Genomic DNA, 16,806 nt, shown 5'->3' with positions numbered 1-16,806 from the left:
AGAAGCACTTTTTCAGCATACCACAAACCCCGCTCCGCCGATTGCTTGATTTAGCGTGCCGCTTAACACTCGCTCCACTAGCGGGGTTCTCACGACCGCATCGGGCTCGATTGCGTCATCCGAGTCTTTTCATCAGATGACCGGAAAGCTGCTGTCAGCGGCCACTCAAGACGGGCTCCAGCCGCTGCAACGTCTGCTTTCGCGCTGTAGCGACCGCTTTTACCACACCGGCCACTCGTCTTGACTCCGTCCGATGTCTCAGACGCGGACAGAGCTAACAACCGCTTGTGCGCGTTACTTCTAGCAAATGAAAGGTCTTCCAAGCGACCAAACCGGACTTCCAACTAAAATTTGCTTGGTTGCAACTGCTTCTGCGCGAAACAATCATCTGTCCTTCACCTAATCCTCAAACAACAAATACTTCCAATAAACTGCTTTTTGCGCATTTTTGCGGATATTTTGCGTGAAGCTGAGCGCTCATTTTACGCTGAGTTTGCGGCACCGGGGCAATGTAAGGCATCAACAATGAAAGGAACCTAACGATGTCTACCTTCGAAGCAAACACCGTCAGCACTCTATCCACCCCCCGCCGTGTTTCCCTTTGGAAATGGTGTCTCGCCGAACTCGTGACGTGGAACGCCGCCTGGGTTGAAAAACAAAACATGATGCGCCTCGACTCAGCGGCTCTTGGCGATATGGGCATCGATTTGGAAGCGCGGAATAAGGTCGCAGTGTCAGAGATTGCAGCCCGTATTCGCGAGCAGCGCGGTTGATCTCAGCCCTGCATCCCGGCGAGACGCAGGCCTCGGATCAAGGTTTCCAAATGCTCCGTGTCTGAATAAGGGTACGTCTCGCGAACATAGTTTTCGCCAAAGTCGGGCTGAAGCCGCATGACTCGCTCAAGTGCATCTGCGGCTTCTTCCTTTGCACCAACATGTCCGAGTACTGACGCGACGCGCTGAAGTCCGCGTGAATAATCAGGCGCAAGATCGCGCAAATTACGTGCCGTTTCTGCTGCCAGTTCCATCTTGCCTTGGAAGAGCAAACAAGTTGACAACTCTCCAAGTACTGCGGCACGGGCAGGGTAGTTCGGATTGAGAGCGAAGAGCACTTCCTTCTGACGGATCGCTTCGTCGATCTCCCCTAACCATTCCAGTGCACAGCCCAATGCGTGCCGTGCCAGCGGCGCGGACGGGTTCAGTCGGACAGCTTCTTGAGCATGAAACCGGCCTGGCCCAAACGAATGGTTTCCAAAGATGAGCGTCAGCGCCCGATAACTGTGGCCCTCCCAATCCAGAGGATCAAGTGTGACAGCCTTTTGAGTGAATTCGAGCGCCTTTTCGAACCCATCGCTGCGGTCTTCGAGCCACCCTTGCAAAGCACTGCGAAACCAATACCTACCTAATCGCGCCCAAGCCCGAGCGTAGTCAGGCTGTCGCGTAACAGCATCCTCCAAAAGCACGAGCTGCGCTCGATTTGACTCCGGAGTGCCGTAGCCTTCGCCTCCAACCCGTTCGATTTCATCAACCTTCGCCATGAGTTGCCACGAGGCCACGTCTGAAGGGTTTTGCCGTGTGATCCGCGCGGCTTCGCTCTTCGCGATTTCGGGGAATATGCGTGCAACGACAGCGCGTCCCATATTTTCCTGCATTTCAAACACATCTGACATCTGGCCGTCGAAAGTCTCAGTCCAGACCAGGTAACCCGTGGCGGTTTCGCTCATGCTGGCGGTAACTCGTATTCGCTCCCCTGAACGACGAATGGCACCGGAAATCGCATATGCTGCATTCACGGTTTCCGCTATTTCGCGAAGATTGCCATCGCGTTCGGTATGCCAGCCAATCGCTTCAGGCCCGATCACAGGAAACTGGCGCCACATGGATAGCGACGTACGAAGGTCAATCACAAGTCCGGTAGCGAAGGCATTGTCTTCTTCGTTTTGTCCCGCAGATACAAATGCCATTACAAGGATCGACGGGTTGCGAAAGATTTCGTGCCCGCTCGTTTCCACCGACTTCGCATCTGATTCAGAGTCACAGGAACGCTCTAAACTCGCTCCTGCTTCCCGCCGCCAATCATCGAATGGTTCGGATTTCAGGTCCAAACCTTCAAGGAACTCGCCATCACCAGGGGCGCCGAAACCAGAGTTCAGCTTCGTGCGATTTACGCGAACGGTGCTCGAGTCCGCAGTTACGATCTCGGTGTCCTTACCAAGCACAGTGCGTAGGTTCGACAACTCTTGTCGCAAGGAAGCCCGAGCTTGTTCCTCTGCCCGATCGGGCCACAGAGTAGCAGCGAGGCGGTCGCGCGCAATTGCCGAGGTGGGAGCAAGAGCGAGCATAGCCAAGATCGCACGCGAGCGCCTAGAACGAAGTTCCAGCTCGCGGCCGTCAAGCAAAACACGAAATGGACCAAATAGCTGCAGACTCAGGGACATTACTTGATTTTGGCACGCGACGAAGATCAAGAAAAGTGTTGCTGGAACTAAAGCCTCCCGCCTTTAACCTGAGACATATCCGGCAGCCTTTAAGTAGTTCTGGCATTCCTGAGGCGAGTAGAGATCACAAACTTCGGCGATGGCATCGAACATGTCGGAGAATGTCCGGGCACCGATCCGCCGGAGATGTGCCTTGAGCTTTGAGAATGCCATTTCGATGGGGTTCAAGTCAGGGGAATACGGCGGCAGGAACAGGAACCAGCACCCGGCGTCCCGCAGTGCCTTGGCAGCAACGGCGTTCTTGTGGGTTGCGAGATTGTCGAGAATGACGACGGTGCCGGGTTCCAGTTCCGGGATCAGCACCTTCTCGACGTAAGCCGCGAAGGCGGAACCGTCCATCGCGCCCTTGATGACCCAGGGCGCGATCATGGCATCGGCGGTGAGGCCCGCGATGAAGGTTTGCGTCCCCCACGAGCCGAAAGGGGCGTGCATCACCAGACGGTCTCCGCGCGGGGCCCATCCCCTCAGTCGTGTCAGGTTCGTCTTTACGGAGGTTTCATCAATGAAGACAACGCGTTCGGGTCGCGCCGATACGGCTGGGATGCGATGCTTGAACCAGTCTTCGCGTTGCCGCCTTACCTTGGTTCGACGGCGTTCGGCAGCCACCAGCGACTTTTTTTATGCGTATAGCCGAGCTTGCGAAGAAACTTGCCGATCGCGTTCGGGTGCGCGCGCACACCGGTCGCTTCGTGCAAGGCAGACGCCAGTTCCGGCATCGTGATGTCGCCATCCTGCGCAATGACTTCAGCAAAGAAACTGCGATGTGGATCGAGCTTTCCCTTGCCCCTGGGGCGACCTTGAGGGGCCGCGCGGGCCTGTCCGGTGCGGCGGATCGCAAGTCCCCACCGCGCCCCGGTGGCAGGCGAAAGCTTCAAGCGCAACGCTGCCGCCCGCCCGCTTAACCCATCTTCAATCAATCGCTGAAACCGCGCCCGAAGCGCATCCGGCAAAGGTGCTGACATGATCCATCCTCCCAAACAGGATGAATCACAGATCACCGGTCAAGGGAATCCCTTGCGATTCAGGTTTCAGGCGGGACGCTCTAGAATTTCTGGATCCACGAGTATCAGGCTCAAGCACTGGTCCGCTTTGGGTTCCCACCAGTCTTAAGCAGCCGCTTGCCTGGAGGTCCGCTCACTATACACAACACGTGCGACGACACCCGATAGACCCTTCGCACCCTTTGCTCTCTTACCCACGGAGACACTCCCACGGCGAGAGCCCATCGAAGCTCGATTACAGTTTAGCTGTGCTAGCTGCTGGCGGGAGTTGTGCGAAGGTGAATACCGCGTCTGACGGGCCTTCTGCTGAGAGTTTGTCGACTTTCCTCCAAGCTTCGGTGATGTCTGGTCTATGACCAGGCGCAACCCACCAGAGAACGTAACCGCGAGGTGCGTCCTGGTCGAACCACTCCGCACGTCGGTTATAGAAGCCGCCGTGCGCACCCTGGTAGACGAACGCCCGCAAAGCCTCGGGTGTTTCCCAAATCGAGTAAGACGCAATGATGCGCTCGTCATCGAAGAGCGGCCAGCCGACCTCCTCTGCTGGTGGTCTTTCGTCGCCGAAACGCCAGACAAAGCCAGGATTAGTCTCGGCTCTTGAATTAACGCGCGGAACGGCCTCCGCAAAGGCTGTAATCCTGGGATCGCCAACGGGGGCGCGCAGCGTGCCCCAGCTGAAATGTGCGAGGTGGCGGGTCGGAGCAGTCATATGTGAAACTTTGCGCCAGAGACATCGGCTTATCAACTAATATTCCTCGGCCTGCTGAAGATAGCCGAGCAATATGAACGGACTGTTTGGCGTTATCGAACAAGCGGTCGAACGTATGTTGCGTTGATCTCAATTTGCAACTCGATCTAAATTCTCCAAAAGGCTTGCCGAGGTCATTCAAGCACTTTTCTCAGGTCTCCGCAAAACCGCTGTCAGCGCTCAATAATGCCAAGCCCGCGCCGCCACAACGTCCGCTTTTGCGCAACGACGACTCTTGCGACAAACCTGCTGGCCGCTGCAGACCGACGCCGAGTTGCGACGTAGACGACGAAATCCTCGACTTCGTCGGTCAGTCTCTATCTATTTGATTGAGTTTTCTTCTGCGCAGGAAAAACTCCGCAACAAGGAGGTATGGCATGAAGAATGCCACCACCTGGACCCTGTCGAAAAGTCCAGTGAACGCCTCATTTGATCCGGAACCACCGGTGATGGAGAACCAGACAACATAATGCATCCGAAAGATCCACGAGCCGACGGCCAAAACAATCAGCCGCGTCGCCCATGCAAAGTGTCGGTCATAGTCTTGTGACATCGCGAAGCGTACAGTGTTCACGGCGCACCAGACCAAGAGGCCGCCATAGGTCGCAAACCAGAACGACATCCACCAGCCACCAATCGTGCCTTCAAGAAGTATGTAAATCAGCCCGCCAAATCCTGTGATGATCGCAAGGCAGAACAGGACGAAACCGTGTTTCCGGTGTAGCTTGGGCCAACGGTTTCGAACGACAGGAAGCGCTTGAAGAGGCGCGCCCAGGGTGAGCAAAGCGCCTGCCATCATGTGGAAAGAGATGCCAATGTTGGCGAACTGGGCATCATTCTTGAAAACGCGCGATATGTCTTCCGGGCGATCAGCAAACAGGCCATTTACGCTAAGCTTCACGCTGTAAGCGACAAACCACGACACGTTCAGAGCAAGTATTATCAGACCGGCTGAGATAAGGGCGTTCCTCATGGTGCAAATATTAGGAGTCCATGCCCGGTTGCGCCATATGCCAAGCGCCTTGTGGGATTTGATCTCTCCAAACTTTTTGTTCGGCGAAGCGGAAATCGATCCAAACTTGGTACAAGATCGATTTTTGCCTACTTTTGGAATGACTGCCCCAACGCCGCAAGTCGGCTAATGGGATGAACCGGCTGCTTTCCCCGGTGGGTTACCCTGAGAGGGTTTACCCGAAGCAGAAGGAGAAGCAGTCATGAGCACACGTAAAGCCGGAGACCTTTCTGACCTGTCTGTGATTGGCGTCGACATCGGCAAGGACGTCTTTCATTTGGTTGGGTTCGATGCGGAGGGCAATCTTGTCCTGCGACGAAGGATCAAGCGTCTGGCGCTGAACGCCACCTTTGAAGCCTTGCCGAGATGCGTGATCGGGATGGAGGCGTGTCTCAGCGCGCATTTTGTCAGCCGAACGTTGCGAGGTTTGGGATTTGAACCGCGGATCATCCCGGCGATCTACGTGAGACCGTTCATCAAAGGGCAGAAGAATGACTACAATGACGCCGAAGCGATTGCCGAGGCCGCGCTGCGACCGAACCTGAAGACGGTGACGGAGAAGAGTCAGGATCAGCTGGACCTTCAAGCGCTACACCGGGTGCGGTCGAGATTGGTGTCCCGTCGCACGGCGACGATCAACCAGATCCGGGCCTTTCTGATCGAACAAGGCATTACGGTTCGAAAAGGATTAAGAGCCTTGAAGAGCTCGTTTTTGGCGATCCTCGAAGAACGGCGTGATGAGATGTCGCCCCGTATGCGCACCATCCTGAGCGGCCTCTATGGTGACTGGCTCTGGCTGGACGAACGGATAGAGACCGTCTCCAAGGAGATCGAAGGCATCAGCCGTACGGATGCAAGCTGTGCCAATGCCATGACGATCCCAGGCATCGGCCCACTGATCTCGACCGCGATGGTTGCGGCCATCGGCCAGGGCGAGGCCTTTGACCGAGGACGCGACTTCGCTGCCTGGATCGGCCTTATTCCCCGACAATACAGCACCGGCGGTCGAACGGTTCTGGGACGCATCTCAAAGCGGGGCAGCCGATATCTGCCCATGCTGTTTGTTCAGGCGGCAAATGTCGTTCTGATGCGGCCCCATCACTGGCCCGGCTTCAGCTTCGGCGACTGGCTGACCAGGGCATCGACACGTATGCATCGTAACAAGCTGGCCATTGCCTTGGCCAACAAGCTCGCCCGCATCGCCTGGAGCGTGCTGAGACATGGGGTGCCATTCGACGCCCAAAGAGACGAGATCATGGTCGGCGTCTGAGACCCAGCCCTGATCCGAAGGAGTTCGCCAACGAGAGAAAGCATGGAACGGAAACCACACGCCCCCAGAGTCTGAGAGCCCAGATGGCTGCCACGGCCTGTCCGCTAATGAGACCACGGTGCGAGCGTAACCCCAATAAGGCCACGGCCCGCGTGCCGATCCAAAGGCCGGATACATATCAGTGACTTCCGAGAACGTGCAAAACCTCACTTGCGAACAGCAGCCGGTTCATACATCGGGCTCCATGCCGCAGCTCGCTGCGCCGGCGCAATCGATCCGTCCACCGAGGCCGGGAGTACAGACGAAATTGCGACTTGAGCGAATGCCATGGTGACAGCGCCTGTAGACTCTTCGCTGACCCGCAAGTGATGCATTGAAAATTGACTTACATTGGAGTTACGCGGTCCCTCCGGTCCGCGTATCGGTTTTATTGATTTCGTTTGTGCCGAGAGTGTTATGTCCATGGGACAAACGGAGCTGCCGCGACCAGCAGACCTATCACCGAGATCACACGAAGCAGAGTTTTCGAACGCGCCTTGGGTTCGCGGTATTCGCGCAGGCGAGGTTCGAACTGGCGGTCGATGTCCTTGAGGTGAAACGCGATGTTTTGAGTGTTGGGGTCGTACATGGTTTTGCTCCTTCGTCTCCGGGTTGGCATGAACTTGATGTTCCAACCCTACGAAGCAGCTGTTCGGCATCCGTCTGCGAGAGCGTTCAAAGAACGTGAAATCGGCGGCAGAACCCGTGAAAAGTGAAGCTATTTCCGGAAATCTGCTCCTGGTGCGGCGAAATACGGCCCTACGCGCCGGGGTTTGGGGCGTTCAGGGCACGTGTCAACATGGCCTGTGCTTCGAACAGTTCCAGTTCGCCCGCGCGCGCGACGAGTCTGCGAAGTTCATCGGGATCGCCTCTCCCCTGCCCCGCAGCCGCCATGGCCCGGGCTTTGGCGGTAACGAATGTCGCAAGCCCGACTGGCTCCTTCGACAAGAACGCATCGAGCCGGTCGGCATAGGTTTCGACGCGGCCCCAGTCTTCCAGACGGATCGCCGCATCGATACCCACATAGTAGAACTCGAACGGATAGGTCGTCAGACCCGAAAACACCAGTTTCTCGGCCTGATCCAACACACGGGTCGCTTCGGAATGATCTTCGGTCCAGCGCGCCCTACTCGCCAGTGCCCATGGGAGCACCCAGACCAAACCCAGGTCCTCGGCGACCCTTTCCGATTGGCGGAGATAGTCCATCAAAGGACCAATTTCACCGAGCGGGCCCATGAACTGGGCGGCATAGCAGCCGCTGTTCATGAAAAACCGATTGGCCGAACTTGTCTCGATCAGATGCCGCGCCCGTTGCCAGTGTTCGCGGGCGGCTTCGTACTCCGCACGCGCGGATTGAATGTAAACCAGCATGTGTTCGCTGTTCATCTGCGCGCGCGCGAAATTGATCGATCGGGCTTCAGCGATTGTTTCGCTCATGATGCGATGGGCATCCGAGAGCTGCGCGTCATAGAATCGGAGCATTCCCATGATCGACTGGTTGTTCAGCCCGTAGCGGCGCAGGCCGTTGGAATAGCAAAGGTCGACGCATTCGCGAAAATGCCCTGCAGCGCTTTGGAAAAGGCCATCGACCCATTCGGCATCCGCCAAGGTACTCAGGACGCGTGCCCGCAACCGCTGATCTTCGAGACGGACAGACGCATCGCCTGCCATTTTTGCGTAGTGGATGGCGGCTTGCGAATTGCCTCGGCTAAACTCGACACCGGATTGCAGACAGGCCATCGTCGTTCGCCACGTGGCGTCCTGCTCCGCCAAAGGCAAACTTCTGGACTCGTTTAACAGACGTTCAGCTTCATCCTGATTGTCGAGGCGAAAATGGCATTCGGCGGCCCCAACGAGAGCGCGTAACAAAAGTTCCTCGTCTGAAGTGTCGACCGCCCCCAATGTCTCGATGGCGTCCGGAAACATCTCCCGGTCCCGTTGGATTTCCCCAAGCAAGACCAGAAGGCGCGGCCGCTCGCCCGCCACATCGCACGCATCCATAGCCAAGCAGGCAAGTTCATATGCCGTCTCGAGTCGCCCCGCACGTTGCTCCCGCGCCGCCGTATCGCGACAGATTTCCCACGCGCCTTCGGCGCCGGACCATAAGAAATGCCGGGCCGAAAGCACGGGATCGGTGTCGGAAAAGAACTCCGCCGCTCGGGTGTGCAACTCTTGCTTCGACTTGGCCGAGAGCGATGCGTAAATGCCGTCGCGCACCAGCGCGTGAACGAAGCTGAAGGTATCTTCGCGCCGCACGACGAGATGGGCCTCATCCAACTGGTTCGCCAGACTGATGTCGCGCCCATGCACGGCCTCGAGCGCATCGGCCGAAAAGACCTGCCCCAGAACGGATGCGGCGCGCGCCATGTCACGTGTCGCTTCGGGCAGCTTGTCAAGCCGCTCCTGCACGACGCTCTGAACGCTGAGTGGCAGGTTCGTCTCGGACTGCTCTTCCGCCCAGAACACCAATTGTTCGATGAAAAGAGGGTTGCCGTCCGCGCGTTGCAGACATTGCTCCAAAAGCGCCTCGTCGAGACTTCTGAGATTGCGGGCCAGGTCCAGCGCCGCCTTCCTGCGCAGGGCGCGCAGATCGATCGTGGTCGTCTTCGTCTTTCCTGCCCGCACCCGCCACGCATTGGTCATCGGATCGTTTTCCGGCCGCGTTGTGAAGGCGAGAACCATGGGTAGGTCGACGATGCTCGCCGCCAGATCGGCGAGAGATTGCATCAGGTTGGGATGGGCCCAGTGCACATCTTCGACGATCAGCAGGAAAGGACGCACCTGCACCTTGTCCCGCGCAAGCCGTTGCAACATGCGCGTCTGCTCCGAGAGGAGCGATCCCGCGTCGAGTTCGAGGATCAGTTTGCTGTCTTCGCTCGTCAGCGCTTCGGGCCGGATCAGATCGGTCCAGACGGCGTGTTCGATGCGGTTCAGCTGGCTTGGCTCAGGGGCGTCCAAGGCCCTTGCGATCATTGCGAGCGAATTGTCCTTGCGCCCTTGACCGAAATCGAGGACGCGGCAGGCAGAGACGTCAAACCCCAAATCCTCGGCATGCGCGGCAATCTCCACGCTCAGGCGGGTCTTCCCGATACCCGCCTCACCTCGCAAGACCATGACTTCGCCGCGGCTGTCATGCTCGACATCTTCGAGCAATTCCAGCACTTGTCGCAATTCCCGGTCCCGCCCGACGAATTGAGACCGCCGCGCAGATGTGTCGCCCGCACGCGTCGCAAGACACCATGCGCTTCCGGTGAGTTCTTCATAAGCCGCGATGTCACCGGTTGCCTGAAAGATACCTCGATCGACGGAAATCCGCCCGTCCGGCGTATTGTGGATCTGAGCCTGCGCCCGCCGGATCGGGTCGCCCAGAACATTCCCCCGCTCCGAGGTTTGGGCCAGGACGATCCCGGACACGATCGCAACCCGCACATTAACGTTCGGCATCTGTGCGAGGATTTCCTCTCGAGCCCTGCTGCCGAAGCCGATCCCGCGCTCGCCTTCCTTACTGTGCGCCTTCGGGTATCCGAAAACGGCAAGAAGACTTGTGCCATTGTTCGACAACTCCGTTCCCTGGAAATCTAGAACAAGCCGCGACAACGCTTCTGAAACATCTTGAATGGCATCGAATTGCGCCGTCAGGTCGCTTGGTCCAGCGCCGTCCTCGGAGATATCGACCGCAACGACTACGACGTTCCGTAGCTCGGGTTGCCGCGCGTTTGGCGTCTCGACCTGTTGCTCAGCCATCGGCCGGACCGGTGCGGTTTGAGCCTGCGTCTCGGTCTTCTGCACTGGTGGATCGATCGTTCTGAACGTCCGCACAAGCTCCAGCGTCTTCGCGCCCGGGGACACACCAAGCTCCGAAGCGAGAAGATGCTTGAAATCCTCGAAATGCTTGAGCGCCGTCGCAACTTCTCCGCAGCCGGTCAGCGCTTTCATGCGGGCCCGGTGCGCCGCCTCGTTGAAGTTGTCGAGCGCGATGAGCTTGCGGGAAACACGTTCGGCTTTCGCGAACTCCTCCGCATGCAGCAACGCTTCGCAAATCTCGTCCAACCGCTCCTGCAGAAGACGCGTGACCCGAGCGCGCTGTTCGCCGAGCCACTCCTCGAACGGCGGTTCCCGCAACGCAAAGCCCTGCATGAAGTCCCCCGCATCCATGAGCCGGTGCAAGTAGTCATCGCCAAGCGGATTGCCCGGGGTCTCGATCAGGTCGAGGTCGAGCATGATCCCATCGCGCCGGAATGACAGGACATCTCCCTGTTGATGAAGACTGTTCGCGAGCGGGCCGAGCGCCTTGCGCAACGCCGACAAAGCTTGGCGCAGGTTGGTCCTCGCCTGCTGTTCCTCGCTGCGACTCCACAACATCTCACCGATTGATTGCCGCGTCACACCCGTGGAACCGGCGGCGAGAATTATTGCCAAGGTTGCTAAGGTCTTCGCAGTCGGCAGGCCCAGAGCCTTCCCTTCTAGGGAGAACAGCCTAGGCTCGCCCATCAAACGAAAATCTGCGGTTTGCCTCACCAAATCCCTACCTTTAGCTCGCTGCCGTCCACGATAGCCGAATACCATCATCCAAGCGACAAATTATCGAGGGCTGGGGGAGAGCACACTTGGGTCCGCTCCGGGCTCATCTCAGTCATCTGAGCATTTTTCTCAGATGTCCGCAAAGCTTCGTTCAACGGTCACTCCCGATCAGTAGGCGGTACGGTTACCTATACTTTAGTTAGGGCAAGGAATATCACGTGGGGGATATATTGGGGTACGACCCACCAGCAGAAATGAATTTCCACATAGAAAACGCGTATTTACCAAAATTTAATGGCGGACGGACAGGGATTCGAACCCTGGAGACGGTCTCCCGCCTACACACTTTCCAGGCGTGCGCCTTCGACCACTCGGCCACCCGTCCTTGCGCGGGGGTTTAGCGTGCAGGTGGTGGCAGTTGCAAGAGGGAAATCAAGGATTTTCGGCACGCTGACCTAGCCATCGAGGTGTACATAGACGCGGCGGTTGACCCTGCCCTTCTTCTCGATCTTGCCGAGACGCAGGGCGCCGATCTCGCCCGTGCGGGCGACGTGGGTGCCGCCGCAAGGTTGCAAGTCGATCCAGTTGTCTTCTTCACCGATCCGGATCAGCCGGATGTCGCCCGCGCCCTTGGGCGGCTGAACCGCCATAGTCTTGACCAGCTGCGGATTGGCTTCAAGCTCGGCTCCGGTGATCCAGCCTTCGCTGACGCGGGCGTCGAGGGCGACGTAGCTGTTAAGCGCCTCCTCCAACTCATCGCGGTCTTCCGGCGCGTCGGGCATGTCGAAATCCAGCCTGCCGTGGGTCGCGGATATCTGACCGCCGGTCACACCGAAGGGGATCACCACCGACAAAAGGTGCAGCGCGGTATGCACGCGCATGTGCTTGTGACGCCGGTCCCAGTCGAGCTTTTGGGTGACATGCGCGCCTTTGGGCGGCAGTGCCGCCGCTTCGGCGGGGACCAGAACGATGGCATCGCCCTGTCCCTTGACCGTTGTTGCGATGGGCAGATGGTTGCCGTCCCAGCTGATCCAGCCCGAATCCCCCGGCTGGCCACCGCCTGTGGGGTAGAAGACGGTTCGGTCTAGGATGATCCCGCCCTCCGGTGTCAGATCCGCAACGACGGCAGGAGCCTCGCGCAGGTAGGCGTCTTGGCGGAACAGCATCTGCGTCATGTTTCAGACTCCTGCGGTTGCGGATTTTCCTTGGGTTGCTCGCGCAGAACCTCCGGGTTGCGCAGCCAGATGTCGCGCTGCGCGAAGGGTATCTCGATCCCCTCTTTCGCGAAGCGCTCGGCGATGGCGTGGTTGATGTCGTTCTTGACGATCATGATCCAGTTCACGTCCCGCAGGAAGCAACGGATCTCGAATTCCAGCGCATCCGCGCCGAAGTTCAGGAAGAACACGTTTGACTTGGGGTTGGCGAGGACCATCGGCTGCGCCTCGGCGATCTCGCGCAGGATGGCGTCGACCTTCTTGGTGTCGGTGCCATAGGCCACGCCTACCGGCACAATGAGGCGGCCGATGGTGTTGCCGCGGGTGTAGTTCGTCACCGTGCCGCTGACGAGATCGGCGTTGGGTACGATCACGTCGGTACGGTCGAAGGTCTCGATCCGGGTCGAGCGCACGGAGATATCGCGCACGTAGCCCATCTGGCCGCCGACCTCGATCCAGTCGCCCTCGGAAATGGGGCGTTCGATCAGCAGGATGATGCCGGAGACAAAGTTGCTGACGATGTTCTGCAGGCCAAAGCCGATACCGACCGACAGGGCACCGGCGACGATGGCGAGCGAGCTGAGGTCGATCCCCGCTCCGGTGATCGCCGCGAGCGCGGCAAGAAAGATACCGACGTAACCAAGGCCGGAGACGATGGCGTTCTGCCCGCCCACGTCGATCCGGGTCTTGGGCAGCACATTGGTGCGTAGGGCCGATTGCAGAAGCCGTGTCAGCACGTAGCCGATGGCGAAGATCACCGCAAAGGCCAGGAAATCCGCGGGTGAAATTCGGGTGTCCCCGATCGCGAAACCGCGCCCGAAGGCGGCCCAGAGCTCGGTCAGTTCGGTGACGCGTGCGCCCCAGATCAGCGCCAGCGCCGGGGCCACCAGGATCAGGAGGATCATGCCGAAGATCACCGGCATCAGCGCATCCCGCGCCTCGGCCCCCTGCCCGGTGATCGCGCCGTAGACATCCGCGCTGAAGCGCTGGAGCGTCATCACGAGACCCAGGATCACCAGTGTCATGATGAAGGGCGGCAGGATCGCCGTGGCCGCGTTCAGATAGCCGGCCGCCATCAGCACGGGCGCGGCCAGCGCCACCATAATGCCTGCCGTGCCCAATATGCGTACCACGCGGCTGAGCGTGGTGGCCCGTACCTCGGCCAGCGTGTTGTCCTCGGACGGCGGGTCGGTGAAGCGGCGCAGGATCAGACCGATCCGCAGGAGCGCGAGGCTGGAGACAAGGAAGAACGGGAACAGCAGGACCGGTCGGGATGCCTTTTCCGGATAGCCCGCTTCGAGCACCAGCGTCACCAGTTCGGCACTGATGATCATCACGGTGATGAGATAGGCGTAGAACCGCACCTCGCTGCGTTGTCCGGCGGGCAAGAGCAGTAGCGCCTCATCATCGTCGCGCGAGAAAACGCGCTCGGCGACCCAGCGGACACCCAGCATGATGCCGCCCACGAAGGCCAGGGTGAGGATGATCTCGTCCCCTTTCGGCCCGAAGAGATTGGTTGCGACCGCGGCAAGCGCCAGAGAGACCAGCCCGACGAAAGGCAGGATGATCCGCAGGAGCGAGACGAGGAAACGCCAGATGCCGACGCCGCGCCCGCCCAGCTTTTGCATGTGGCTGACGAGCCGTTGTGACCAGCGCCGCCCCCTCAGGATCAGCAGGAGACCGAAGGCGGTCAGCCCGATGACAAGCGGCAGCGACGACCGGAAGTCGTCGCCGGCTTCGTCCTCCGCGCCCTCGGGTTGCTCCGTCCAGATGAGTTCCGCGCCGCTGACCAGATCGCGCAGCGCTCCCGGCCAATGGACGGGATTCAGGGGGGAAGGAGAGATTTCCAGCAATTGATCGGCCTGGCGGTCCCGCAGGATCTGGTCGATCTCGCGGATCAGCGCGTCTGCGCGCACGAACTCGGCCTCTGCCTTCTGGACGGGGGCGAGCAGCGCGTTGAGTTGCTGGGTCAATTCGTCCCGCCGCGCCGAGACCTCAGGGTCCTCGGGCGGCGCGTTTTCGCCTTCCGGAGGCGCTCCAAGTGCTGCAATCTGTTCCCGCAGCGTGGAAATTCGTCCGCTGTTGGCCTCTCGCGCTGAATTGAAATCGGCGCGGTATCTGGCAATGGACTGTCGGAGAGCCTCAAAGACCTCGTCACTTCCCTGCCCGAGATCGACCGCCGCCTCGGCCCGCTTGGCCAGCGTTTCCCAGCGCTCAAGCTCTTCGGAAAGGGTTTCCTGCGCAAGCGCAGCGCCCGCGGCTAGCCAGAGCGCCGCCAGGCAGAGCGCGGCTATGCGCAGCAGCCGTGCCATCAAACGTCTTCGAAAACGCTGGGCAGCGCGGCGGGGGCCGCGTCGAGCCAGCCGGGAACGGGCAGTTCCTTTTCGCGCAGGAAGTCAGGGTTGAAGAGCTTGGACTGGTAGCGGGTGCCATAGTCACAAAGGATGGTGACGATGGTATGGCCCGGCCCCATCTCCCGTGCCAGGCGCATCGCGCCCGCCACGTTCACGCCCGAGGACGCCCCGAGGCAGAGCCCCTCGTGCTCCAGCAGATCGAAGACCACCGGCAGCGCCTCGGCGTCGGAGATGTTGTAGCTGAAATCCGGAGTGAAACCTTCGAGGTTCTTGGTGATCCGCACCTGACCGATGCCCTCGGCGATGGAGCCCCCCTCGGTCTTGAGCTCCCCTGTCGTGTAATAGCTGTAGAGTGCCGCGCCGTCCGGATCGGCAAGCGCGATCTTGACGCCCTTGGGCTGCAGCGCCATGGCGACGCCGGCCAGCGTCCCGCCGGAGCCCACCGCGCAGCAGAAGCCATCGACCTTGCCGCCGGTCTGTTCCCAAATCTCGGGGCCCGTGGTTTCGATATGCGCCTGCCTGTTGGCCACATTGTCAAACTGGTTGGCCCAGATCACGCCCTCGTTCGTGCTGCGCGCCAGCTCGTTTGCGAGCCGCTCGGAGTAGCGCACGAAGTTGTTCGGGTTGCGGTAGGGTGCCGCCGGCACCTGTACCAGTTCGGCGCCCGCCAGCCGCAGCATATCCTTCTTTTCCTGGCTCTGGGTCTCGGGGATGACGATGACTGTCTTGAAGCCCATTGAGGCGCCGACCAGCGCCAGACCGATGCCCGTGTTTCCCGCCGTTCCCTCGACGATCGTGCCGCCTGGTTTCAGGGTGCCCTTGGCGATCGCGTCGCGGATGATGAAGAGCGCTGCACGGTCCTTGACCGACTGGCCCGGGTTCATGAACTCGGCCTTGCCGTAGATGTCGCATCCCGTCGCCTCGGACGGGCCGCGCAGCTTGATCAGTGGCGTGTTTCCAATGGCCTCGGCCAGATCGGTTGCGACGTGCATAGGGCCCCCCGGGTCGGAACAAGTGTCTTTAGTCCGGTGTAGCGTCCGCCCATTCGGACCTCAAGCGATCCCTGTGCGTGGCAAGGTAATAGGCGGCAAGCGCGAGGGGCGCGTTGGCCACGTCGAACCGGCCGATCCGGTCCATCAGGTCGGCGAAGGACACGAGGTGGGACCGGATGTTCTCGTGCTCCGCCTCGAGCCCGCTGGTGCCGGTGATATCGTCCGAAAGATCGGCGCGGCCCAGGTAGAGGTAGTAGAATTCGCTCGATGTGCCGGGGGACGGGTAGATCTCGGCGATCTTCTCCAGTGCGCCGATCTCGATATCGGCTTCTTCCATCGCCTCGCGCCGCGCGGTCTGCTCGGGTGTCTCGCCGGGGTCGATCCGTCCCGCGATAGGTTCGAACTGCCAGAGCGTCCGGTCGCCGCGGCCAAGCGGGCCGAGCCGTATCTGCTCGACCAGTAGCACCCGGTCGCGCAGGGGATCGTAGGGCAACACAAGCGCGGCATCGGCGGCGACAAAGACCGCACGATCCAGCACCTCGGACATGCTGCCATCGTATTTCTCGTGGCTGATCCGGTAGTCATCCACGGCGAAGAACTGGGAATACGGCCTTTCGCGCGCGTGGACCTGCACGCGACCTTCGAAGGTATCGGCCCCGTGAAGGGAGGATTTCGCCCGCACCCGCGAGGACGCCCGCGCACGGATCACCGGGAACATGGCAGCGACCTCATCGCGGCTCCTGCTGCCCTTGTAGCCCATGACCTCCCGGGCGGCGATCACGCTCATCTCGCCCCAGTCGCGGACCCAATCGGCAAGGGACCAGGGGCCGTCCGCTGTCCAGAGGCCGGGTTGCGGGAAATAGACCTCCGCCGCCTCGCCGTTGTCGAGAATGGCCTTTCGCAAATCGTAGGCGAAGCTGCCCTCGTAAAAGTCCAGCCGGGCGATGTCATCGGATGACAGGCCCCGGACGAGGACGCCCCGCGCGCTTTGCCCAGCGCTGTCGGAGATCATCGGAAAGGGGCCTTCGGCCACGGCGCTGACGGCACAGTCCGGCAGATCGGCGTCGGAGAAATCCAGGTCGGCGGCGTCCCGCCCCAGCACGACCTCAAGCAGCGGCATGTGCCGCAAGGTGCCATAGAAGAACAGGTTTTTCATGC

General features: G+C 60.0%; 12 protein-coding genes and 1 tRNA gene. 2 read left to right on the top strand and 11 right to left on the bottom strand.

Annotated elements, in window-relative coordinates; genetic code table 11:
* Window positions 1–542: 542 nt before the first annotated feature.
* Window positions 543–773 carry a hypothetical protein gene (locus AB2B41_RS04440; RefSeq protein ID WP_367876535.1) on the top strand — a complete coding sequence of 77 codons (231 nt, stop codon included), beginning with the start codon at window positions 543–545 and terminating at the stop codon, window positions 771–773.
* 2 nt (window positions 774–775) lie between these two features.
* On the opposite strand, the gene AB2B41_RS04435 is transcribed toward AB2B41_RS04440, so the two are convergent.
* From AB2B41_RS04435 to AB2B41_RS04420, 4 genes are all read right to left on the bottom strand, one after another.
* Entirely contained in the window at window positions 776–2,218 is a 1,443-nt protein-coding gene (locus AB2B41_RS04435) for a tetratricopeptide repeat protein (RefSeq protein WP_367876534.1), read from the bottom strand.
* A 282-nt stretch (window positions 2,219–2,500) separates the two neighbouring features.
* Window positions 2,501–3,459, bottom strand: a protein-coding gene (locus AB2B41_RS04430; protein ID WP_367876533.1) for an IS630 family transposase whose coding sequence is annotated in 2 segments (ribosomal slippage) — window positions 2,501–3,115 and window positions 3,118–3,459 — 957 coding nt in all. Because the reading frame shifts where the segments join, the coding sequence is not laid out codon by codon here.
* Between the two features lie 274 nt (window positions 3,460–3,733).
* Entirely contained in the window at window positions 3,734–4,207 is a 474-nt protein-coding gene (locus AB2B41_RS04425; RefSeq protein ID WP_367876532.1) for a DUF3291 domain-containing protein, read from the bottom strand.
* A gap of 349 nt (window positions 4,208–4,556) precedes the next feature.
* A complete protein-coding gene (locus AB2B41_RS04420) occupies window positions 4,557–5,219 on the bottom strand; it encodes a DUF2306 domain-containing protein (RefSeq protein WP_367876531.1) in 663 nt (220 codons plus the stop codon).
* A gap of 241 nt (window positions 5,220–5,460) precedes the next feature.
* Between AB2B41_RS04420 and AB2B41_RS04415 the strand changes: the two genes are divergently transcribed.
* Window positions 5,461–6,528: an IS110 family RNA-guided transposase gene (locus tag AB2B41_RS04415; protein WP_367876530.1), complete on the top strand. Its 1,068-nt coding sequence runs from the start codon at window positions 5,461–5,463 to the stop codon at window positions 6,526–6,528.
* Between the two features lie 454 nt (window positions 6,529–6,982).
* Here the strand turns inward: AB2B41_RS04415 and AB2B41_RS04410 are convergent, their stop codons facing one another.
* From AB2B41_RS04410 to AB2B41_RS04380, 7 genes are all read right to left on the bottom strand, one after another.
* Entirely contained in the window at window positions 6,983–7,156 is a 174-nt protein-coding gene (locus AB2B41_RS04410) for a hypothetical protein (protein ID WP_367876529.1), read from the bottom strand.
* Between the two features lie 170 nt (window positions 7,157–7,326).
* Window positions 7,327–11,133 (bottom strand): ATP-binding protein, encoded by a 3,807-nt coding sequence (locus AB2B41_RS04405; protein ID WP_367876528.1) that lies wholly within the window; start codon window positions 11,131–11,133, stop codon window positions 7,327–7,329.
* 250 nt (window positions 11,134–11,383) lie between these two features.
* Window positions 11,384–11,473, bottom strand: a tRNA-Ser gene (locus AB2B41_RS04400).
* Window positions 11,474–11,543: 70 nt separating this feature from the next.
* Window positions 11,544–12,263 carry an alanyl-tRNA editing protein gene (locus AB2B41_RS04395; RefSeq protein WP_367876527.1) on the bottom strand — a complete coding sequence of 240 codons (720 nt, stop codon included), beginning with the start codon at window positions 12,261–12,263 and terminating at the stop codon, window positions 11,544–11,546.
* Entirely contained in the window at window positions 12,260–14,614 is a 2,355-nt protein-coding gene (locus AB2B41_RS04390) for a DUF3772 domain-containing protein (protein WP_367876526.1), read from the bottom strand. The genes AB2B41_RS04395 and AB2B41_RS04390 overlap by 4 nt, the downstream gene beginning before the upstream one ends.
* Window positions 14,614–15,648 (bottom strand): cysteine synthase A, encoded by a 1,035-nt coding sequence (locus AB2B41_RS04385; RefSeq protein WP_367876525.1) that lies wholly within the window; start codon window positions 15,646–15,648, stop codon window positions 14,614–14,616. The genes AB2B41_RS04390 and AB2B41_RS04385 overlap by 1 nt, the downstream gene beginning before the upstream one ends.
* A gap of 28 nt (window positions 15,649–15,676) precedes the next feature.
* Entirely contained in the window at window positions 15,677–16,804 is a 1,128-nt protein-coding gene (locus tag AB2B41_RS04380) for an NUDIX domain-containing protein (RefSeq protein ID WP_367876524.1), read from the bottom strand.
* Window positions 16,805–16,806 lie beyond the last annotated feature (2 nt).

The sequence above is a fragment of the Sulfitobacter sediminis genome, assembly GCF_040811725.1.
In the GTDB taxonomy this organism is placed as follows: domain Bacteria; phylum Pseudomonadota; class Alphaproteobacteria; order Rhodobacterales; family Rhodobacteraceae; genus Sulfitobacter; species Sulfitobacter sediminis.
The sequence above is the reverse complement of the archived record's forward strand: the minus strand, read 5'-3'. Positions and strand labels throughout refer to the sequence as shown.

Coding starts and splice junctions, on each gene's coding strand:
- AB2B41_RS04440 (WP_367876535.1), top strand. CDS start 543: ATGTCTACCTTCGAAGCAAACACCGTCAGCACTCTATCCACCCCCCGC.
- AB2B41_RS04425 (WP_367876532.1), bottom strand. CDS start 4,207: ATGACTGCTCCGACCCGCCACCTCGCACATTTCAGCTGGGGCACGCTG.
- AB2B41_RS04420 (WP_367876531.1), bottom strand. CDS start 5,219: ATGAGGAACGCCCTTATCTCAGCCGGTCTGATAATACTTGCTCTGAAC.
- AB2B41_RS04415 (WP_367876530.1), top strand. CDS start 5,461: ATGAGCACACGTAAAGCCGGAGACCTTTCTGACCTGTCTGTGATTGGC.
- AB2B41_RS04410 (WP_367876529.1), bottom strand. CDS start 7,156: ATGTACGACCCCAACACTCAAAACATCGCGTTTCACCTCAAGGACATC.
- AB2B41_RS04405 (WP_367876528.1), bottom strand. CDS start 11,133: ATGGTATTCGGCTATCGTGGACGGCAGCGAGCTAAAGGTAGGGATTTG.
- AB2B41_RS04395 (WP_367876527.1), bottom strand. CDS start 12,263: ATGACGCAGATGCTGTTCCGCCAAGACGCCTACCTGCGCGAGGCTCCT.
- AB2B41_RS04390 (WP_367876526.1), bottom strand. CDS start 14,614: ATGGCACGGCTGCTGCGCATAGCCGCGCTCTGCCTGGCGGCGCTCTGG.
- AB2B41_RS04385 (WP_367876525.1), bottom strand. CDS start 15,648: ATGCACGTCGCAACCGATCTGGCCGAGGCCATTGGAAACACGCCACTG.
- AB2B41_RS04380 (WP_367876524.1), bottom strand. CDS start 16,804: ATGAAAAACCTGTTCTTCTATGGCACCTTGCGGCACATGCCGCTGCTT.